21 protein-coding genes are annotated in these 20,099 nt (G+C 69.2%); 10 read left to right on the top strand and 11 right to left on the bottom strand.

Going from position 1 to position 20,099, the window contains the following annotated elements:
• Positions 1–68: 68 nt before the first annotated feature.
• Positions 69–1,439: a type I glutamate--ammonia ligase gene (gene glnA, locus ACFQI8_RS11090; RefSeq protein WP_390244751.1), complete on the top strand. Its 1,371-nt coding sequence runs from the start codon at positions 69–71 to the stop codon at positions 1,437–1,439.
• A 138-nt stretch (positions 1,440–1,577) separates the two neighbouring features.
• Here the strand turns inward: glnA and ACFQI8_RS11085 are convergent, their stop codons facing one another.
• From ACFQI8_RS11085 to ACFQI8_RS11075, 3 genes are all read right to left on the bottom strand, one after another.
• Positions 1,578–2,540, bottom strand: a complete 963-nt coding sequence (locus ACFQI8_RS11085; protein WP_390244749.1) for a phosphatase PAP2 family protein — start codon at positions 2,538–2,540, stop codon at positions 1,578–1,580.
• 1 nt (position 2,541) lies between these two features.
• Positions 2,542–3,876: a YihY/virulence factor BrkB family protein gene (locus tag ACFQI8_RS11080; protein WP_390244747.1), complete on the bottom strand. Its 1,335-nt coding sequence runs from the start codon at positions 3,874–3,876 to the stop codon at positions 2,542–2,544.
• Positions 3,877–3,980: 104 nt separating this feature from the next.
• Positions 3,981–5,111: a tRNA (guanine(26)-N(2))-dimethyltransferase gene (locus ACFQI8_RS11075; protein WP_390244745.1), complete on the bottom strand. Its 1,131-nt coding sequence runs from the start codon at positions 5,109–5,111 to the stop codon at positions 3,981–3,983.
• A gap of 120 nt (positions 5,112–5,231) precedes the next feature.
• Here ACFQI8_RS11075 and ACFQI8_RS11070 point away from each other — a divergent pair, with 120 nt between their 5' ends.
• The 8 genes from ACFQI8_RS11070 (at position 5,232) to ACFQI8_RS11035 (ending at position 10,586) form a co-directional block, all read left to right on the top strand.
• Positions 5,232–5,576: an SWIM zinc finger family protein gene (locus ACFQI8_RS11070; RefSeq protein ID WP_390244743.1), complete on the top strand. Its 345-nt coding sequence runs from the start codon at positions 5,232–5,234 to the stop codon at positions 5,574–5,576.
• A gap of 96 nt (positions 5,577–5,672) precedes the next feature.
• Positions 5,673–6,500: an HVO_0234 family beta-propeller protein gene (locus tag ACFQI8_RS11065; protein WP_390244741.1), complete on the top strand. Its 828-nt coding sequence runs from the start codon at positions 5,673–5,675 to the stop codon at positions 6,498–6,500.
• A gap of 60 nt (positions 6,501–6,560) precedes the next feature.
• Complete coding sequence (locus ACFQI8_RS11060) at positions 6,561–7,412, top strand: ribose-phosphate diphosphokinase (RefSeq protein ID WP_390244739.1); 852 nt, start codon at positions 6,561–6,563, stop codon at positions 7,410–7,412.
• Positions 7,413–7,466: 54 nt separating this feature from the next.
• Complete coding sequence (locus ACFQI8_RS11055) at positions 7,467–7,697, top strand: DUF7860 family protein (RefSeq protein WP_390244737.1); 231 nt, start codon at positions 7,467–7,469, stop codon at positions 7,695–7,697.
• On the top strand, positions 7,698–8,327 hold the full coding sequence (locus ACFQI8_RS11050; RefSeq protein ID WP_390244735.1) for a uracil-DNA glycosylase: 630 nt from the start codon (positions 7,698–7,700) through the stop codon (positions 8,325–8,327).
• A gap of 124 nt (positions 8,328–8,451) precedes the next feature.
• Positions 8,452–8,868, top strand: a complete 417-nt coding sequence (locus ACFQI8_RS11045; protein WP_390244733.1) for an HIT family protein — start codon at positions 8,452–8,454, stop codon at positions 8,866–8,868.
• 90 nt (positions 8,869–8,958) lie between these two features.
• A complete protein-coding gene (locus tag ACFQI8_RS11040; RefSeq protein WP_390244731.1) occupies positions 8,959–9,774 on the top strand; it encodes a DUF7847 domain-containing protein in 816 nt (271 codons plus the stop codon).
• 68 nt (positions 9,775–9,842) lie between these two features.
• Positions 9,843–10,586, top strand: coding sequence for a P-loop NTPase family protein (locus tag ACFQI8_RS11035; protein ID WP_390244729.1), 744 nt, complete (start codon positions 9,843–9,845; stop codon positions 10,584–10,586).
• A gap of 112 nt (positions 10,587–10,698) precedes the next feature.
• On the opposite strand, the gene ACFQI8_RS11030 is transcribed toward ACFQI8_RS11035, so the two are convergent.
• A complete protein-coding gene (locus ACFQI8_RS11030) occupies positions 10,699–11,220 on the bottom strand; it encodes a DUF7858 family protein (protein ID WP_390244727.1) in 522 nt (173 codons plus the stop codon).
• Positions 11,221–11,382: 162 nt separating this feature from the next.
• On the opposite strand from ACFQI8_RS11030, the gene ACFQI8_RS11025 reads away from it, so the two are divergent.
• Positions 11,383–12,249: a transcription initiation factor IIB gene (locus ACFQI8_RS11025; protein WP_390244725.1), complete on the top strand. Its 867-nt coding sequence runs from the start codon at positions 11,383–11,385 to the stop codon at positions 12,247–12,249.
• A gap of 114 nt (positions 12,250–12,363) precedes the next feature.
• Here the strand turns inward: ACFQI8_RS11025 and ACFQI8_RS11020 are convergent, their stop codons facing one another.
• From ACFQI8_RS11020 to ACFQI8_RS10990, 7 genes are all read right to left on the bottom strand, one after another.
• Positions 12,364–13,026, bottom strand: coding sequence for a P-loop NTPase (locus ACFQI8_RS11020; RefSeq protein WP_390244723.1), 663 nt, complete (start codon positions 13,024–13,026; stop codon positions 12,364–12,366).
• A complete protein-coding gene (locus ACFQI8_RS11015) occupies positions 13,023–13,898 on the bottom strand; it encodes a DUF7857 domain-containing protein (RefSeq protein ID WP_390244721.1) in 876 nt (291 codons plus the stop codon). The genes ACFQI8_RS11020 and ACFQI8_RS11015 overlap by 4 nt, the downstream gene beginning before the upstream one ends.
• Before the next feature lie 66 nt (positions 13,899–13,964).
• Positions 13,965–14,900 carry a DUF7856 family protein gene (locus ACFQI8_RS11010; RefSeq protein WP_390244719.1) on the bottom strand — a complete coding sequence of 312 codons (936 nt, stop codon included), beginning with the start codon at positions 14,898–14,900 and terminating at the stop codon, positions 13,965–13,967.
• Positions 14,897–15,235: a DUF7855 family protein gene (locus ACFQI8_RS11005; RefSeq protein WP_390244717.1), complete on the bottom strand. Its 339-nt coding sequence runs from the start codon at positions 15,233–15,235 to the stop codon at positions 14,897–14,899. The genes ACFQI8_RS11010 and ACFQI8_RS11005 overlap by 4 nt, the downstream gene beginning before the upstream one ends.
• A 127-nt stretch (positions 15,236–15,362) precedes the next feature.
• Positions 15,363–15,665 (bottom strand): DUF7854 family protein, encoded by a 303-nt coding sequence (locus ACFQI8_RS11000; protein ID WP_390244715.1) that lies wholly within the window; start codon positions 15,663–15,665, stop codon positions 15,363–15,365.
• 91 nt (positions 15,666–15,756) lie between these two features.
• Complete coding sequence (locus ACFQI8_RS10995; RefSeq protein ID WP_390244713.1) at positions 15,757–19,278, bottom strand: LAGLIDADG family homing endonuclease; 3,522 nt, start codon at positions 19,276–19,278, stop codon at positions 15,757–15,759.
• A gap of 53 nt (positions 19,279–19,331) precedes the next feature.
• Positions 19,332–19,937 carry a conditioned medium-induced protein 4 gene (locus ACFQI8_RS10990; RefSeq protein WP_390244711.1) on the bottom strand — a complete coding sequence of 202 codons (606 nt, stop codon included), beginning with the start codon at positions 19,935–19,937 and terminating at the stop codon, positions 19,332–19,334.
• Positions 19,938–20,099 lie beyond the last annotated feature (162 nt).

Below are 20,099 nucleotides of genomic sequence, written 5' to 3'. Positions count from 1 at the left end.
ACCGCGGGGAATTGCATTAAGCGGAAAGGTCTTTATAGTGCGGGTGTTCGAATCGCGTGTTCAGGAAAATGACGGAAGACAACGCACTCACCGACGGCGGCCTGAGCGACGAGGCACAGGCAGTCATCGACGAAATCGAAGAGAAGAACGTCGACTTCCTCCGACTGCAGTTCACCGACATTCTCGGAACGGTCAAGAACGTCTCCATCCCGGCCTCGCAGGCCGAGAAAGCGTTCACCGAGGGCATCTACTTCGACGGTTCCTCCATCGACGGCTTCGTGCGCATCCAGGAGTCCGACATGCGCCTCGAGCCCGACCCGTCGACGTTCGCCGTCCTCCCGTGGCGGAAGAAGGAAAACAGCGCCGCCGGCCGCCTCATCTGTGACGTGTTCAACACGTCCACCGGCGAGCCCTTCAGCGGCGACCCGCGTGGCGTCCTCAGGCGCGCCATCGAGCGCGCAGAAGAGTTGGGCTACGACGTGAACGTCGCCCCCGAACCGGAGTTCTTCCTGTTCGAAGAAGACGAAGACGGCCGCGCGACGACCGTCACGAACGACGCCGGCGGCTACTTCGACCTCGCGCCGAAGGACCTCGCGTCCGACGTGCGCCGCGACATCATCTACGGCCTCGAAAGCATGGGCTTCGACATCGAAGCCTCGCACCACGAGGTCGCCGAGGGTCAGCACGAGATCAACTTCACGTACGACGACGCGCTGTCGACGGCCGACAACGTCGCCACCTTCCGGTCTGTCGTCCGCGCCATCGCGGCCGAACACGACCTCCACGCGACGTTCATGCCCAAGCCCATCCCGCGCATCAACGGCTCCGGGATGCACACTCACATCTCGCTGTTCCAGGACGGCGAGAACGCGTTCCACGACGGCGACGACGAGTTCGACCTGAGCGACACGGCGAAGAGCTTCGTCGCGGGTATCCTCAACCACGCGCCCGCCATCACGGCGGTCGCCGACCCGACGGTCAACTCCTACAAGCGCCTCGTCCCCGGCTACGAAGCGCCGGTCTACATCGCGTGGTCCGACCGCAACCGCTCGGCGCTCATCCGCAAGCCGGCCGCACGCACGCCGGCCGCCTCGCGCATCGAGGCCCGCTTCCCCGACCCGTCCTGTAACCCGTACCTCGCGTTCGCCGCGCTCATCCACGCCGGTCTCGACGGCGTCGAGAAGGACCTCGACTGCCCCGACCCGGTCCGCGAGAACATCTACGATTTCGACGAGGAGAAGCGCGAAGAGTACGGCATCGAGACGCTCCCGAAGGACCTCGGCGGCGCCGTCGACGCCCTCGAAGAGGACGAAGTCATCCAGGACGCCCTGGGCGACCACGTCTACGAGAAGTTCGTCGAAGCCAAGCGCTCCGAGTTCAAGGACTACCTCGTCGACGTCTCCCAGTGGGAGCTCGACCGGTACCTCGAGACGTTCTAAGCGTCGCGCACGCCCAACACCGATTTTTCTTTCGCGCCCGCTCGTCGGAGAGCGACAGCGCCCGGTATCGCAGTCGGTGAGAAACCAGAAGCGACACGGGCCAAAATCAAAGTCGGATAACAGCCCGAAACCGCGGCCTTAGTCGGCCCGCAGGGACCCGTCGCCGAGTCCGAGACGGTCGTACGCCCGCGGCGCGACGAGGATGAACGCGACCACCGTCGCGGTGGCGAGCACCGTCACCGGGACCGGGGCGTCGACCACGTCGACGCCGACCCAGAGGCCGCCCGCGACGAGGAACGCGACGAGCGCGACCGGCGGCGACAGCGTCGGCAGTGACTCGTGGTCGGTGAGTCGCGTCCAACCGGCAAGGCCGCCGAGCGACCCCCCGAGCGCCGCCGCGGCGTTTTCGGTGTGCCCGGAGAGACCCGTGGCGAACACCACCGCGAGCGCGAGGACGCTGAGGCCGGCCGCGATGGCGAACAGGCGCGCCGGGTCGAGGTGGCCGGCCGCGTCGGGGTCGTCCGCGCCGGCGGCGAGAAAGACCGCCTTCAGGAAGCCGAGACCGAGGAGGACACCGACCACGACGTCGACGCCGTAGTGGACCCCGAGGAACACCCGCGAGAGCGAGACGGTGCCGACGACGACCGCCGCGGCGACGAGTCGGCGACGGCGGTCCCACAGGTCGAGAAGCGAGACCGCCGCCCCGTAGACGACAGTGGTCCCGAGGGCGTGCCCGCTCGGGAAGCCGAAGCCGTCGTCGGTGGTAAACGACACGAACAACTCCGAGAGCGGCGACGGCCACGCGGGGGCGTCGGCGACGGCCGCGGTCGGCGGTCTCGGTAGTGCGAAGCCGACTTTCAGCGCGGTGACGAGCGCCAGCGACCCGAGTGCGAGGCCGACGAATGAGGCCGCGGTCCGCCGCGGGCGCGCCGTGATTCGGGGCCGACAGAGCCAGTACAGCGAGGTGAACGCGACGAAGAAGAACCACTGGTCGCCGAGTTGGGTGACGAGACCGAACAGGAAGACGAGCGCGTCCGGCGCGTCAGCGAGCGCTAGCTCGCCGAACCCGCGGGTCTGGAGGGAGAGTGCGAACCGGAACATCTCAGCCGCGGCGTTCGCGGACCGCGTCGACGGCGCGCCCGGGGACGCCGAGCGCGCTCAGGCCGATGCCGAAGATGACGAACAGGACGTAGAGCCCGAGCGTCGACAGGAAGATGATGAGCATGGCGACGACCGCGATGAGGTCCGACTGGAGGTAGTAGAACGCGCCGAGCGTGAGGACGACCCCGTAGCCGAGCACGAGATACGGGCCCCAGCCGCGGGCCTTCCCGCGGCGCATCCGGCGACGGACGTAGCGCTTCAACTCGGCTTCGAGCTTGGGCTTTTCGACCGTCCGGTCGGTCACGTCGTCCTCGAACGCATCGAGGTCGGCCCGGAGTTCCTCGACCTGCGATTCCAGCTCCTCGATGTCGGGAGCGCCGCGCGGGGAGACGGACGCGCCGGTCTCCTCGCCGGCGTCGTCCGTCCGCGGCCCATCGGTGTCACCTCGGTCGTCGCTCATATCCGTACGAGCGTCATGTCGGCCTCCCGTATGTTGTACCTGCCGGTCCACACCGGGCGGTCCCCCCGGCGGGTCACGCGGTTCCGCGTGCGGCGCGTCGCCGTCGACCCCCGCGAGGACCGCGTTGACGACCGCGCCCGAAAGCAGGATGAGCCCCGAGAAGTAGAACCACGTCACGAGCAACAGGAGCGTCCCGAGCGCGCCGGCGACCGACCCCCCGGCGACCGACGCGTAGACGCCGAAGCCGACCCCGAGGAGAGTCCAGCCGACGGCCGCGAAGACGGTCCCCGGCACGACCTGTCGCGGCGAGAGGTCGGCGTCGGGGAAGACGTAGTACAGCGGGAAGAACGCCGCACAGAGCGTGAGAAGCAACAAAAGCGGCGAGAGCAGTCGAAGGAACGGCACGTCGAGCAGGCCGACGAGCGCGGTCAGCACCGCGACGCCGATGGTGCCGACGCCGATGCTGGCGAGGGCGATAGCGCCGTCGCGGAGTTGGTCGACCAACCCCCCCGCCTCGGAGCCGTAGATGCGCGAGAAGGCGATGTCGAGGCCGCGAAAGAGCTTCAGCGCCCCCCAGACCGTCAGCGCGAGGCTCACCGCCCCGACGCTTCCCTGTCCGGTTCGGTCGGTGAGAGCCTCTTCGACGAGGTCCTGCCCGGTCGGGACGAGGTACTGCTCGACGAGCGTCTGGAGTTGCGCTTGCAACTCCGCGCCGCCGATGGCCGTGGCGACGACGACGCCGAGGGCGAGAAGCGGAATCAGCGAGACGAGCGCGTAGTACGAGATGCTGGCCGCGAGAAACGAAATCTCCTTCTCCCGAATCGTGTCGACGACGGCCCGTGCGACGGGGACGGCGGTTCGAATCGTGGCGCTCACGTATCACGGAAACGACACGGGAGGCAAAGAAGCTACCCGCCGACGCGGCGAGGTGCGCCGGTTACGGCCGCTCACCGCTCGAGACACGGGGACGGGACTCGGAGTCAGGCTTCGGGGTCGAGCGCGGCGGTCGCCTCGCGTATCTCAGCGACCGTCGCGTCGGTCTTGAACGCGGTGCCGTGGTAGTGTGCGGGGGTGGCGTCGTAGCCGGCCTCCCGGAGGGCTTCGAGGAACGTCTCCATCTTCGAGGCCGACCGACCCCAGAGCTTACAGAGGCGGTGCTGGTCGAAATGGGTCGGTGCGTCGAGTTCGACCGCGAGCGTGTCGAGGAGCTTTCGGGCGCGTTTCGCGGTGCCGAAGTCGTCCGTTACCTCGTCGCGGACGGCCGCGACGAACGCCGGCTCGGAGACGGGGCCGAGCCAGATGGGACCGGCTTCGAGAATCCGGGTCGAATCGCAGTTGGCGCACGACTCGGGCGGGTGGGCGATGAGCGAGCGCTCGGCCTCGCGGTGGAGGCAGTCCTCGCAGTGGTAGACGAAGCCGGTCGATTCGAGGAGTTCGTCGGCCTTCGTCGCCCGTTCGTCGAGTTCGAGATAGGCCCGCACGTAGTGGCGCGTCGCGTGCGAGAGAATCGGGACGGCGGCCTTGTCGTATCGGGCGGCGGTGCGGACCATCGCGCCGAGGAGGGTCCGAAGCCCCATCTCGGGGTGGTAGTCGGTGTTCTGCGGGAGACAGCCGTACTTCCGGATGCCGCTTTTCTGGTGTGCGCCGCACAGCGGGGCGGTGTCCGTGGCGGTGACGCAGACGAGGTCGCGGGTGTTGGCGAAGACGGGGTCGGCGAAGGGCATCGGCGTGCCGAAGGGGTCGAGGTCGACCACGTCGAAGACGGAGTCGTACATGAGGGCGTTGGCGTTGCGGTGGACCGCCTCGCCGCCGTTGCCGGCGCGGTCGAGGTTCGACTGGGCGAGTTCGACGGCGTCGGTGTCGAGGTCGGCGCAGGTCACGTCGTAGCCCTCGGCGGCGGCGCGGACGCCCCGGATGCCAGAGGCGGCCATCGCGTCGAGGTAGCTCTCGGCGCGGGGTTCGCGCTCGCGGAAGGCGCGGAGGACGGCCGCGGTGATGTCCCGGTTCAACTCCTGTGTGGGGTTGTAGAAGACATCGTCGCCGGTCCCCGCTGACGCCCCGTCGCGGGCGTCGGGAACCTCGATTTCGACGCCTCCCTCGCTCACGTGCATACCCGCAGTCGCCCGCGCGGGCGGAAACCGGTTGCGATGCGAGTGTGCGACGCGAGTGCGGCGGTCGGGCCACCCCGCGGCATCGAATGCGTTTTCACCGCCACCGACGAAGTCGCCGGCGTGGACCCGGCCGACGACTGGCGAGCGGCGCTCGCGGAGACCGGGCGACTCTCGCCGAACATCGTGCAGGCCATCGTCGACGCCCACGGCGACCGGGGCGTCACGGCCATCGAGGCCGTCTCCGAGCGACGGGTGAAACGCTACCGCGATTTCGACGTGGTCGTCGGCTACGACGACGAGTACGTGGTCGAAGACCGGGGCTGTACCTGCAAGGACTCCCGGTACAACCTCGACCCCGACGAGGGCGAGCGCTGTTGGCACGTCCTCGCGGTCGACGTGGCCGAGGCACTCGGCGAACTCGACCACCACGACATGTGGTACTCCGACGTGCGAGAGTTCCTGTAACCTCAGGTCTCACTCGCACGCCCGTTCGGCCCGTCGCCGCGCCGCGGGAACGACCACAATCCTTTCCGAACCCCGCCGCGAACCTCGGGCCAACGGATGGCTGATTTCGACCTCTCTATCGACGAAAAGCGGGTGTACGCGGACAAGTCCGGCAAGCAGACGGCGTACGTCGCCGCGGGCGTCGGGGTCGTGACCGTCGACGTCTCCGACGACCTCGTCGGCGGCTTCCGCATCGACCGCCGGTGTACCGCCCGGGACGCCGCCGGGTCGCCCGGGGAAGTCGCCATCGCCACCGACGAGGACGTGTTGCTCGTGCAGGGCGGCGACTACCACGAACTCGACTTCGGCCCCGCGACGGCCGTCGGCTTCCACCGCAATCGCGTCGTCGCCGCGGACGACTCGGGCCGAGTGGCCCGCTTCGACGAGGCCGGGTGGACCGACCTCGGCGAGGTCGAAGCGGTCCGCGCCCTCGACGGGAGCCTCGTCGCGGCCGGCGACGGCGTCTACCGCGTCGGCGACGACGGCCTCTCGCACGTCGGCCTCGACGACGCGAACGACGTGTCCGACCCCGCGGGCCGGCTCGGCGGCGACTCGGGGACCCCGCTCGCCGCGACCGACTCGGGGCTGTACGCGCTCGGCAACGGCTGGATGGACGCGCTCGACGGGGCGTTTTCGGCCGTCGCGTCGATACCGGACGGCCGCGCCCACGCGGTCGGGCCGAACGGCGTCGTCGCGCGCGACAAAGAATCGGGCGCGTGGGAGGCCGCACCGATTCCGCTGGGCGAGACGGTCGTCGCGCTCGCCCACGACGCCCGGGCCGCCTACGCCGTCACCGACGCGGGGAGCTTCTGCGTTCGGCTGACCGGTGGCGACTGGCGGACGCAGGTACTCGGGTTGGACGCGGTCGGCGTCGCGGTTCGCTGACACGCGACGGGGCTGAACGCAACGAAAAGCGGTTTTACCCCCCACGAGAGACGAACGGGTATGCTCGTACCCGGCGCATCCTCGCAGGCACTCGCGGCCGCGCTCGCTTCCGAACTCGGCGAGTCGCTCGCGGCCGTCGAGTACGACCGCTTCCCCGACGGCGAGACGCTGGCCGCGGTCCCCGGTTTCGACGCCGACGCCGCCACCATCGTCGCCAGCACCGCCAGCAACGACGCCTACGTCGAACTGCTCCAACTGCAGGACGCCGTCCGGGAGGCCGGCGCATCGGCGGTCACGACGGTCATCCCGTACATGGGCTACGCCCGACAGGACAGGGCGTTCGAGGCCGGCCACCCGGTTTCGGCACGTGCGGTCGCCCGCGCCGTCAGCACGACGACCGACCGCGTCGTGCTCGTCAACCCCCACGAGGACGCCGTCACGGAGTTCTTCGACGTACCCGTCGAGATCGTCGACGCCGCCGGGCGACTCGCCGAACCGCTTTCGGACCTCGACGACCCGCTGTTTCTGTCGCCCGACTCGGGAGCCATCGATATCGCAGAGACCGTTCGCGACGCCTACGGCGACGGCGAGACCGACTACTTCGAGAAGGTGCGCCACTCCGGGACCGACGTGGAAATCACGCCGAGCGACGCCGACTTCGCGGGCCGCGACGTGGTCATCACCGACGACATCATCGCCACCGGTTCGACCATGAGCGAGGCCGTCGCCGTCCTCGCCGACGGCGGGGCAAAGCGCGTCTTCTGTGCGACCGTCCACCCGCTTCTGGCTCGCAACGCCCGCACGAAACTCGCTCGCGCCGGTATCGAACGCGTCGTCGGCACCGACACCATCGAGCGCGACGTGAGCGAGGTGTCCGTGGCGCCGGTTCTCGTCGACGAACTCGAACGGTAACAGACCACACGCTCTCTCGAAACGGTTTTGCCAGTCCCCGCATCTCGGGATACTATGGGACGTTACGGAAACATCGACTACCCGCGGATGACCAAGACCGGCCTCGGACTGGGGCTCGCGCTGTTCCTGTTCGGCGCTATCGGCGCGAAAGCCGCCCTCGCCGTGAGCGGCGGTGCCATCCCCGGCTGGGAGCGCACGCTGTTTTTCGACGCCGAGTGGCTCGGCATCGCGCTGGTGCTGTTCTCGCCGATTATCTTCGGCATCGTGCTCCCCCTGACGGAGTAGATGGCCGACGCCGACCCCCGGTTTCCCGACGCCGACGAGACGCTCGTCCTCGAACCCGACTGCGCGCGCTGTCCGGCGCTCGTCGACTGCCGAAACCGCATCTCGTGGGGCGTCGGCCCCGCGGACGCGACCGTGATGGTCGTCGGCGAAGCGCCGGGCGCGGGCAACCCCGACGCCGACCGCTGGCGGGGCGGCAACTGGACCGGGATGTCCTACACGGCCCGGCACTCGGGCCGCCGCATCCGCGAGACGATGGCCGCCGTCGGCTACGAGTCGGGCGTCTTCTACACGAACGCCGTCAAGTGCTTCCCCTCGGACGGCGAGGGGTCGAACCGCGCGCCCACCGCCGCCGAAAAGGCGAACTGCCGCGACCACCTCGTTTCCGAACTCGAAGCCGTCGACCCCGAGGTGGTGGTCCCGACCGGCCGCCACGCGACCGAAAGCGTCCTCGCGCTCGACGACACCTCGCTGGACGGCTTTCTCGATGTCGTCCTCGAACCCGTCGAGAGCGAGCGGTTCGGCTACACCGTCGTCCCGCTTTTGCACCCCTCGTACCGCGACGTGTGGCTGTCGCGTCTCGGCTACGAGCTAGACGAGTATCTGGCCGACTTGGAATCGCTTCTCCCCTGAGACCGCCGCGTCGACCGAGCCGCGCACCGACGCCGACCGCGAACGGTCCGCCGAGCGGTACTGACTCGGCCCCGACCCCGAGCCGGTCCGAACTTTCTTTTCCTCACCAATCGACATCCGACGTATGTCCGACTGCATCTTCTGTGCCATCGTCGACGGCGACATCCCCGGCCGAATCGTCCACGAGACCGAGCACACGCTTGCGTTCCTCGACGCCAACCCGCTCGCGCCCGGCCACACGCTCGTCGTCCCGAAAGCGCACCACGCCCGCCTCGACGAGGTGCCGGCCGACGCGGCGGCCGACCTCTTTGCCGCCGTGCACGGCCTCCTCCCGCGGGTCGAGGCGGCCGTCGACGCCGACGCGACGAACGTCGGCATCAACGACGGCCCCGCCGCCGGGCAGGAAGTCGACCACGTCCACGTCCATATCGTCCCGCGGTTCGAGGGTGACGGCGGCAGTCCCATCCACGCCGTCGCGGGCGAGCGACCCGACCTCTCCGACGAAGAACTGGCCGACATCGAGGCGGCCATCTCGGGCTGAAGGCACCGACCTCGTTCCTGCCGACGCCGCGCTCACTCGCCAATCGTGTCGATGTAAACACACATATGGCCGCCGCGAGTACCGAGCGGCGTGACAGTCCTCCAATCGTTTCGAACGGCCCTCCGCATCGTCACCGACACGCCGGTGCTCGTCGCGTTCGCCCTCGCGTTCGGGGTTATCACCGCGTTGAACAACGCCTCCGGCTCGGCCGGAGCCGTCGGCTCGATTCTTCAGTTGTTCGCCCTGCCGGCGCTTACCGGCGCGTTCTACACCGTTATCGACGGCGCGCGTCCCGGCTCCGACACCGACCTGCGTGCGTCTACCGCGGCACAGCGCTACTACGTCAGCCTGCTCGGTGCGACGCTTCTCGCCGGCCTCGTGGTGCTCGTCGTCGCGATGGTCGTCCTCGGGGGGCTCATCGGGTCTCTCGGCTTCGACCGAGTCACTGCGGTGCTGAACGGCTCCGCGAGCCTCACGCTCGTCGAACTCGCCGCCGCCGGGGTGGCCTTCGCGGTCTTCGCGGCCGTCGTCTACGTCTTCACCTTCTTCGACACCGCCGTCGTCCTCGACGGGAAGACCGCGGCCGGGTCGCTCAGCCGTAGCGTCGACTTCGTCTTCGGCAACCTCCGGCAGGTCGTCGGCTACGCGGTCGTAGCGACCGTCGCGACCTCGGTCGTCGACCTACCGGTGCTCTGGTTCGTCACCCTCGACGGGGCGACCACCGTCGCCGGCGCGGTGGCGGCGTTTCAAGCGCCGATGTCGGCGGTCGACATCGCCGTCGTGGCCGTCGGCTCGACGGTCACCACGCTCGTCGGACGGAGCTACAAAGTCTGTTTCTACCGGGCCTGTGCGGATGACCCACGGGGTTCGAAACCGGAGTCGGCCGACGGGGAGTGGACGGCGTAGTCGCGCGTCCGGCGGCGCTGACGGCGGGCGACCGAAGCTATTAATCTGAGCACCCGAGCAATCGCAGTATGTCGATTCCCACCACCAGCGCGCTGGTCGGGGCCACCGGCGGCGCAGGGACGACCCGACTGACGCTCGAACTCGCCGCGGCGCTCGCGGACGACGGCCGCGACGTGGCCGTCCTCGACGCGGCGTTCGCCACGCAGGGACTCTCGGACTACGTCTCGGGGGCGCTCGACCCCGACGCGACGGCGCTCGTCACCGACGCCGCGGACGTGCCGCTCGAATCGGGACTGGTCGCGTTCGACCCCGACGCCGAGGGGCGCGTCGCCGTCTGCCCGGCCGCGGCCCCGTTCGAGCGACTCGCGCGGGCGATGACGCCCGACGCCGCGCGGGCGTTCGAGGGGCGCATCGCCGAGGCCGCAGACGGCTTCGACCACGTCCTCGTCGACGCGCCGCTTCTCGCCTCGAACCAGACGGTCGCCGCCGCCGCGGCCTGCGACCGAGTCGCGCTCGTCGCACCCGCCACGGACCGCGGTGCCGACGCCGTCGGTCGCCTCAGCGCGCGGGCCGCCGACATCGGCACCGACGTCGACGCCGTCGTCTCCACGTTCGGCGAACTCCGCGACGCGGACGTCGTCGTCCCCGAAACCGAGGCGGACGGCATCGCCGACGCGCCGGTGTGCCGCGATGACGCCGAACTCGCGGCGGGCGTCGGCGCGGTCGCGGAGGTCCTCCTCGACGTCGAAATCGAATCTGCGGCCGCCACCGACGGGGTCCTCGGCTCGGTCAGCGAGTACGTCCGTCGCTGAGCGCGCGGAGCATCGACCGCGTTTCGGACGGAGCGACAGACAGCCGACGAGCGCCGCCGCTCGCGAGCTCGGAATCCGAGCCGAAAACAGGGGTGGGGAGGCGCGTCCCGCGTCAGAACTGCATGTCGGTGACCGAACTCATCGTCTCGGCCAGCGAGTCGCGCTTGGCGACGGCCGCGTCGGTGCGGTCGGTCAGCGCGCCCTCGACGGCTTCGACGAGGGGGGCGATGGGGTCGTGCGTCTCGATGTACGTCGCGAGCGCGAACTCCGACGGCTCCGCACCGGTGAGCGCGAGCGCGTCGGCCCGTGAGATTCGCCCGTCGACCCAATCGCGGACGATGCGTCGCGCCTCGGGCGCGAGGGGCGTCACGCCCGCCTCGCCGCAACGGTGCAAGAGCTTCGCCGCCGTGACCGGCGCGACGCCCGCGTCGCGCGCGCTCTCTCCGATTGACGTGCCCGAGCCGTGTGCTTCGACAACCCGCTCCGCCGCCGCAGGCGCACAGGGGAGCGCGTCTGCGTGCGCCTCGAAGCGCTCGCGGAGGGAAACCTCGGTGTCGTCGACGGTCGGGACGCGGCGCGAACGCTGTTCAGTCGTCGTCGTCTCTAACGCGGCGGCGATATCCGACAACCCCATTGACCGGAGTTCAACACCGTTCCATCAAAAGCGTTGCCAATGAATATCAACTTTGATAGCTAAACGTACCGGTAACCGGTAGGCTCTATCAGCCGAGAGCGGGGTTCGAACCCCGCTTTGACCCGTGTTTAAATACCTCTTCGAGACCGATTTTCAATTGTGATGAGTGAAGCACGCTCCCCCAAGGGTTGCCCCGAATGCGACGGACACCTCGGTTTCGAGGCCGGCGAGACGGTCTGTACGGACTGCGGCCTCGTCGTCTCGGAGTACCGCATCGACCACGGTCCCGAGTGGCGCTCGTTCGCCGACGACGACCGCAACCCCGCCCGCACCGGCGCGCCGCTTACCCGGTCGCGCCACGACCGCGGCCTGTCGACCGAAATCGGCCGTTCGACGCGTATCAAGGGCCGCAAGCGCCGGCAGTTCGCCCGCATGCGCCGTCAGCACAACCGCGCTCGCATCTCGACCAAGCGCGAGCGCAATCAGGTGTACGCCTTCACCGAGATTCGCCGCGTGACGAGCGCCCTGTCGCTCCCGAACCACATCCGCGACCAGGCGTGTTCGCTGTTCGAGTCCGCCCAGAACGAAGACCTCCTGCGCGGTCGCTCGCTCGAAGGGTTCGCCGCGGCCTGCGTCTACGCCGCCTGTCGCGTCGCCGGCGTCTCCCGGAGCGTCGAGGAGGTCTGCGACGTGTCGAAGTCGACCGAGGCGGAGCACCAAGCGGCCTACGGCGCGCTCAACCGCGACCTCGGCCTCCCCGTCGCGCCCGCCGACCCGACCGAGTACCTGCCGCGGTTCGCGACCAAACTCGACCTCGACAGCGACACCGAACGGCGGGCGCGCGAGTACGTCGCCGACGCCCGCGACGCGGGGCTCGTGGGGGGCAAGAACCCCTGCGGCGTCGCCGCCGCGTGTCTCTACACCGCCGCGTGCGACCGCGGGGAAGACTGCACGCAGGCCGAGGCCGCCGACGTGGGCGACGTGACGCCCGTGACGCTCCGCAAGACGTACGTGGCGCTCCGCGAGTGAGACGGGGACGGCGGACTGTGGCCGTGGCGGCTCGCTGACCGAAATCGAAGCCGAAGCGACGAACCGAGAACCGACCTACTGTCGCGCGACCGAACCGAAGCCGAGACGACGCTTCTACCGACCGCTCACCCGGACCGCGTCCGCGAGCTCCCGAATCCGAGTACTGGGAAGGCTCTCCGGCGACGACGCGACGACCGGCTCGAACCGCTCGACCGCCTCGGAGAGCCGCGCGTCCGCTGGGACCTCCGTCGCCGGCGCACCGAGCACGTCGGCGAAGGCGTCGAGGGGCACCGCGTCGACGACGCGGTTGACCGCGACGGCGGCGAGTCCGCACCCGAGTTCCCGCGCGAGTTCGCGGGTCCGAACCGCGTCGGCCAGCGCGTAGCCCTTCGGCGACGCGACCACGACGCAGGCGTCGGCGACGGCGAGCGGAACGCCGGTGTCGGCGCGCATCCCGGCGGGACAGTCCACGACCACGTCGCCGTGGGCCGCCTCGACCGCGCGAAGCGCATCGGCGAGGAGGCGAACGTCGGCGGCGCGCGCGCCGGCGAGCGTCCGACCGCACGGGAGTATCGAGACCGGCCCGCCCGAGCGGACGGCTTCGACCGGGTCCGCCCGCCCCGCGAGCACGTCGTGGAGGTCGGGGCCGGGCGCGTACGGGAGGTTCGCCATCCCGAGGTCCGCGTCGACGACGACCGCGCCGAGTGCCGCCGCGAGTTCGAACGACAGCGTCGACTTCCCGACGCCGCCCTTCCCGGAGACGACCGCGAGAATCACGCGAGCCTCCGGAGCGCGTCCGCGTCGGGGTCGGCGTCGGCCGCGCGGTCCGCGAGCGCCGTCGCCCGCGCCGCCAACCGGCGGAGGCGCGCTCGGTCCGCGTCGAGCGAGTCGAGCGCCTCGACGCCGGCGTCGGCCTCAGAGAGCGCGGCCGCGGCGTCCGCGACCGACGCGCCGTCCAGTCGCTCGGCGAGTTCGATGCGACGCTCGACGGTCGCGAGAGACGCCGACTGGACCGACTGGTCGGTCTCGTGCCCGCGCGCCTCGCGAGCCTCGAGCGCCGACGACACGTCGGCGTCCGTCGGCCGTTCGGACGGTCCGGTGCGGTCGGAGGCGGCGGCCCGTTCCGATTGCGAAAGCGAGTCGGGTCGCTCGTCGCCGGACTCGGGGGTCGTCGCGTGAGTCGGTTCGGGCGTCGCCGACTCAGGCGCTCCCGACTCGGCGACCGTCGACGACGGGTCAGACGAGACGGGAACCGCGTCGGCCGGCGGTCGCGCCGAACCGAGCGTCCGAACCGCGTCCTCGGGCGTCGAATCGGCGGCCCGTTCCGACTCGTCGGCGCGGCCGAGGACCTCGATGTCGACCGCACGCTCCGGGGAACTGTCGACGTCGGTGGGCGCGACGTCGCGGTCGGCCGACGGCGACAGGGCAACGGCGTAGCCGAGCGCGACGGTCGAACCCGCGGGGACGACGCCGTCGAAGCCTTCGTCGTCCCAGCCGGGTTCGGGAACGCCGGCGCGACGCGGCGGAAGCACCGGTCCATCGAGGCGGTTGCGAACCCTGAGGCGGCGGGCGACCGGCGAGTCGTTGTCGATTCGGACCGAGACGAGGGCGACGCCGTCGTCCGCGGTCACGTCGATATCGGTGTGCATAGCGGGGGTGGCCGCGGCTTCGTATATAAATCAACGCCCGGAGCGACCCGGCGGACCGTCGGGCGGTCAACACCGAACAACCGGCACGCCGAGCCAGTCCGCGGCGGCCTCGGCGTCCGAGAACCGGCCGCACGAGAGGACAACCGGCGCGGACAGGTCGGCGAGGCGGACGGCGGCCAGCGCGCGGGCGACGGGGTCCGATTCGAGGGCCGCCGGCCCGGGCGGCGAGTCGACCGCCGGGGTCGCCGTCGCCGGGAGCGACGCGAGGTCTCGAAGCGCCGCCTCGAACGCCTCGCCGAGTTCGGCCGCGAAGTGCGCCCGCGCCTCGCGGCGGCGGTTCTCGACCGCGTCTGCGAGCTTGAGTCGCGCCTCCCGCCCGTCTCGGTCGGCTCTGACCGCGCGTTCGAGCGCCGAAAGCCGCTGTTCGGCCGCGACGCGCTCTGTCTCGACTTCCGAGAGCTCAGTCGCCGCCGAGACGAGTTCCTCGCGCGCCGCGGCGGTCGCCTCGTCGTCGCCGGCGTCACGGTGGGCGTTCACCCGCCCGCGGAGGGTCGCGACGCGCTCTCTCAGTCGAGATTCGTCGTCTCCGGCGGCGGCGACGCGGCGACGGGCGTCTCGGAGCGCGGCCGCCGAGGTGTCGACGCCTTCGCGTTCGTCCGCCTCCACCTCCTCGGCCGCACGGTCGCGGTGCTCGGCGAGTCTCGCTTCGAGTCGGGCGAGGTCGTCGGCGACGGGAGCGCGGCGGCCGCGCGACCGACCGACCGCCGCGAGGAGCCATCCGCGAGACGGAGACGACGCGGAGACGGGGACTCTGCCGAGTCGGTCGTGACCGGGACCGGGCGACGGGCAGTCGATTCGAAGCGGGCCCGGGTCCGTCGCGTCGGTCCCGTCGTCCGCCCGTACCGCGGCGACGACGGCGTCGGCGTCAATGTCGACCGATTCGCTGGCGAGGTCGATTGCCGACCCTTCGTAGACGGACCCGTCGGGGAGTCGGAGCCTCATAGCTCGCGGCGCTTCATCTCCGCGGCCGACGGGTGGTCGGTTCCCGAGGCGAACTTGCTGTACGGCGTCGCCGGCGACTCGCGGTCCTCGTAGGCCGCCGCGGCCTCGCGGACCGCATCGGGGACGGCCGCGAACTCGTTGAACGGCTCGGTTCGCTCGATTTGAACGGCTTCGTCGTGTTTCTCCCGAAGCCGAAGCGCGAGGAAGGCGGCCAACTCCGTCTCGTCGAACAGCGCGGCGCGACCCAGCCGTCGGACCACCACCTCCTCGTGGGTCCGACAGATGTTCCGAAGCGTCGTCCGCGCCGCCTGCGAGTAAGTCACGACCAACAGCACGCACGCCCGGTCACGGAGCCGGGAGAAAAATCGTTCGACAGCGGCACCGCAGGTCACTCGTCTGGCGGTTGTGCGGACGGTGGTGCGTGGTGCTAAGCCTCATATTCGAATCCCCGCGAGATGCGTCTCAGACCTCCTCGACCGAGAACGACACGTCGTCGGCGTCGCCGGTCGCCTCGTCGAGGAGGTCTCTGACCCGCGCCCGCGCGTCGGCGGCGTCGGCGGCGAGGACGACGAGCCCCTCCGCGCGGTCGTCGCCGACGGCCGTCCACGCGTCGAGCGTCCCGTCGCCGGCGTCGTCTTCGAACTCCGTCGCGAACGTCCGGAGGACGGTCACGACGCGCCGCTCGGTGCTGGCGAGGTCCGCGTCACCCGATTCGAGGTCGCGGATGGCGTCTTCGATGTTGCGGATGGCGGAGATTCGGTCCATCGGTCGTCTGTCCCCTCAGCGCACGCTCCACTAAGTTCGTCGGTTCCGGGCGGACCCGAGTCGCGGGCGGGCGCGAAAGCCGAGCGACGGCTCAGGTCGCGCGGTACACGTCGCCGCGAGGCTCGTAGATGTCGCCTTTCATCTTGAGCTTGTCCAGCTGGTCGTTGACCGTCTTCTCGTCCATGTTCAGCTCGCTGTTGGCGCGTTCGAGGACCTCCTCGTGGGGCGCGCCCTCCTCGTACTCTTCCTGCATGGTGCGGATGAGTTCGAGCAGGTTCTTGATGCGGTCGCGCTGGGTCTTCGAGCGACCCGTCTCGACGATGTCGGCGTCGAACTCGCCGGTCTCGGGGTCCATACCGATGTCGCGCAGGCAGGACTCGACGATGCCCGTGACGCGCTCTGCGTCCTCGCGGGTCACCTTGTCCGAGAGGCGGACGCGGGCCGAGGCCTCGCCGAGGCGGACGAGCGCTTCGAGCTTCCGGGCGGTCACGGGGACGGGCGCGTCCTCGTCCGCACCGCGGGCGCGGAAGTCCACGTAGAAGTCGCGGATGACCTGTTTCGCCTCGTCGGTCATCGTCGGGTAGCAGGTGCGCTTCGAGTAGGCGATGTACTTGCGAAGCAGGTCCGCGTCGATGGTGGGCGCGACCTCGTCGGTGACGGCGTCGACCTGCTGTTCGGTGAACTCGGAGTTGGCGACGTTCGTCCGCTGGGTGTTCAACTCGCCCGCGTAGTTCGTCTTGAGGATGTGGTCTGCGAGCTTCGAGTCCTCGTCGGGGTCGGGGTCGTCCGTGACCGTGAAGATGAGGTCGAACCGGGAGATGAGCGCGGGTTCGAGGTCGATCTGCTCGCCGATCGGCTCGTACTGGTCGAAGCGGCCGTACTTCGGGTTCGCCGCGCCGAGGAGCGAACACCGCGACTTCAGCGTCGCGTTGATGCCGGCCTTCGAGACCGAAATCTGCTGTTGTTCGAGGCCCTCGTGCATCGCAGAGCGGTCCTCGGGCCGCATCTTGTCGAGTTCGTCGACCGCCGCGATACCCTTGTCCGCGAGGACGAGCGCGCCGGCTTCGAGCGTCCACTGCTGGCCGTCGCCGAAGTCGTCGCGGACGGCCGCGGCGGTGAGACCCGCCGAGGACGACCCTTTACCGGACGTGTAGACCGAGCGAGGCGCGATGTGGCGGATATACGACAGCATCTGGGAGTTGTGCGAGACGAGCCCGTTGGAAACGTAGCTGTGGGTGCCTTCGACTTCGAGGTCGTACACCCACTCTTCGGCGGGTTCGACGCGCTCTATCGACTCGATGCACTCCCAAGCGACGGTACCGTCGACGAGCGACCGGAGCTCAGAGACGCGGTCTGTGACAGAGACGCCACCGTCGGCGACCGCTCGTGCCTCTTCGCCGTCTCGGCTCAGTAGTGCATCTTCGAACGCCGAGACGACGCGAGCGAGGCTTCCGCGGCTCGGGTTACGGTCGCCTCGTTCGTAGTGCTGGTACGTCGACCGCGGAAGCCCACACTCGGTCTGCGTGAGCCCGAGTGCCTCGCGGAGTTCCCGAAGCTCTCCGCCGGCGGGAATCGGGTCGGTGTTCGTGTTCCCGTTGGTTCCCGCGACTTCGGCGGTTGCGAGCGATTTCCGTTCGGTCACGAATCCGATTTCGTCGACGTACGTCTCGAAGTCGTCGCCGCTGATTCGGAGCCGGTAGCTCCCGTTGTGTCGTGGGCGCAGTTGCGACCGGATACCAGTGGTGAGCAGGAGCGTCCGAACGTCTTCGAGGAGTTCGTGACTCATCGAGGCGACCGTTATCTCTCGTTGACTCGCCGAGACGTGGCCTTCGCCCTCGATGAGCGCGCGGAGGAACGCCCGGCCGGTGTTCGCGCTCGCAGACATGATCTGTTCCGGGATTCGTCGCTCGGCCGACCCGGCTAAGAGCATCGGACAGAGGTTTTCGAGGAAGCTCACGAACTCTCCGGACCCACAGATGACCTCCCGCGCGCTCTTTTCTTCGTGCGGGGACCGCTCGAAGTAGTTGACGCCGAGACGGTCGAACGCGTCTGCCACGTCGTCGAGCACTTCGCGGTCGTTGTTCGTGACTGAGACGAACCCGGTCGAATCGTCGCGTCGTTCGACGTACCCCTCGGCGACGATGTATCCGACGAGCCGGGCGAGCCATGGCTGCCACTCGTCCGGGAGGTCGAGTCGGATCGCGTTATGCGACTTCGACCGGCGGAACTCGACGTCGAGTTCGTCCCGACCCGTCGCCGGAAGCGAACGCGGTGCCGCGAGGAACGCGCCTTCGGTTAGCTCGTCCGCTCTGACCGCGGTCGTCATCCCGTCGGTACGGGTGAACAACGGGTGGGACGGGGTGACCTCGATTTCGCGGCCGGTGTTCGTCCGGATACGGAGCATCCGGTCCGGGGCCTCTCGCTTCCAGACTTTCGTCGCCTGTCGCGGCGCGAGCGTTCCGTCGGGGCCGAGCGACGGGACGGTGAAGTCCGCGGTGTCCCAGACGCCGTCGTCGATTGGTTTCGGGTCGTCGAGGTTCGATTCGACCAACTCTCGAATCGGCACGTCGCGCCCGTCGGCGAGCGTCACGCGGGTGTCGCCGTCGACACACTTCCCGGTCCCGGGGTCCCCTATCAACAGCATGTGCAGGTCGCCGCGAATCCGTGACCCGTCGGGCAGGTGCTTCGTGACGCCCGAAAACAGCTGGAGAATCATGGCCATCTTCTCTTGCTCGTAGCCGTAGATGGCGGGCGCGACGGACTCGACCATCTTCTCGTAGATGGCCGGGTCGTTCGAGAGCTCGACGATTTCGGCCACGTCCTCGTCGGAGATTTCCATGTCCTCGAACTCCTCGTCCTCGATGGTGAGCGAGATGCCCTCCATGTAGTAGTCGAAGACGGGCGTCTTCTCGTTGCCCGAGGTCTGCTGTTCGATGTGGAGGACGCCGACGGCGGTGACGTGGTCGCCCGCGGTGACTTTGCCGGTCACGTCGTCAGAGAGGTTGATATCGATGTTCTGCGGTGTCTCGCCCCCTCGCAGGCCCTCGGGAGACTCCTGAACGCGCAGTTTCTGGGAGTCGATGAAGTTCGACTGGTCGAAGTCGATGCGGAACGGCCCCTGACGCTCGCATCCCTGACACTCGTGTGGCTCCTGAAAGCCGCCGTCGCCCTGCGGGACGTAGCTCATCGTCCCACAGCGCTGGCACTCGAAGGCGGCCTCAGTAATCTTCGGGCGCACGTCGGTCGCCTTGCGGACGATGCCCTGCACCGAGATGAGCGTCCCGATGTGGTCGTCGTTGACCCGGATGTTCCGGATGTCGACCGTTTCGGGGAGGTTGCGCATCCGGACGTGCGCCTGCCCGAGCTTCACGTCCGCGGGGAGGTCGAACAGGCGCAGGGCCTCCTCCGCGTACTCCTGAAACTGGCCGGGCTTCGTGATGTAGTCGTCCGCGAGCTCCGCGTCGAACCGATAGAGGTCGTCGTAATCGATGTACAGCGACCGCTTTTCCTTCGGGTACTGCTGTGCGAGCGTCCCGATCTCCTCTCGATAGTAGTTTCGGTAGAACTCGATGAACCGCTCCGTCAGGTCTCGGTTCTGGGGGGCCTGCGCCATGGCACAGGGGTATGTCCCCAATCGGTTAAGAACCTTCGTCGTCTGACCGACCGCTACAGTGACACGTCGGTCTCGATGTCCTCGGTCGCCTCGCGGAGGCCGTCGCGGCGGGCGTCTTCCGCCATCCGGTTCGAGAGGTCGTCGTCGGTCAACAGCTCCGCGAAGTCGTCACGGAAGCGGTAGTTGGCCCGGCTCGAACGGATATCCGCCTCGGCGACGGGTCGGCACTCGGCGACGACCTCGACGGGCACGTCGAGGGCCTCGGCGATGGTCTCGTCGTCCGCGCCGTCGACGAGCAGGTTGTCGAAGCGGTCGGCGTCGAACGGGAACTCGCGGTCGGCGTCGCGGACGAGGTGGAGGTCGAACCGGGCGGTGCGAACCGCCTCGGGCGACGCGTCGAGTTCGACCGCGAGGTCGGCGTCGGAGTCGCCGTCGAAGAAACCGACGACCAGCGCGACGAGCGCGTCGTCGTCGAAATCGGCGTCGAACGCGTATCGCTCGCGCATCGTCGCCACGATGTCGCGGACGCGCTCGCGGACCGCTTCGGGGTCGTCCACGTCGGCGAGCGACCCGCGCGACTCGGACTGCTGTTCGGTCACGGTGTCCGAGCCGGTCGCCTCGATGAAGATGTCGCGGAGTTCGGCGGTCTTCTCGTCCATACCCTGAGAATGGCACGTCCAGCGTCTTTAATGATGCTGACCCGAGAGCCGCCCGAGCGCCGGCGAGACGACTCGAATCGACCGACGTGCCTCGAACCGGCTCCCCGCCCGCGCACTCTGTAAACCGATAAGTTAAACTGGGTTTACGAGACAGCGACTGGC

The organism is Haloferax chudinovii, from assembly GCF_042663345.1.
GTDB classification, from domain to species: domain Archaea; phylum Halobacteriota; class Halobacteria; order Halobacteriales; family Haloferacaceae; genus Haloferax; species Haloferax chudinovii.
The sequence above is the reverse complement of the archived record's forward strand: the minus strand, read 5'-3'. Positions and strand labels throughout refer to the sequence as shown.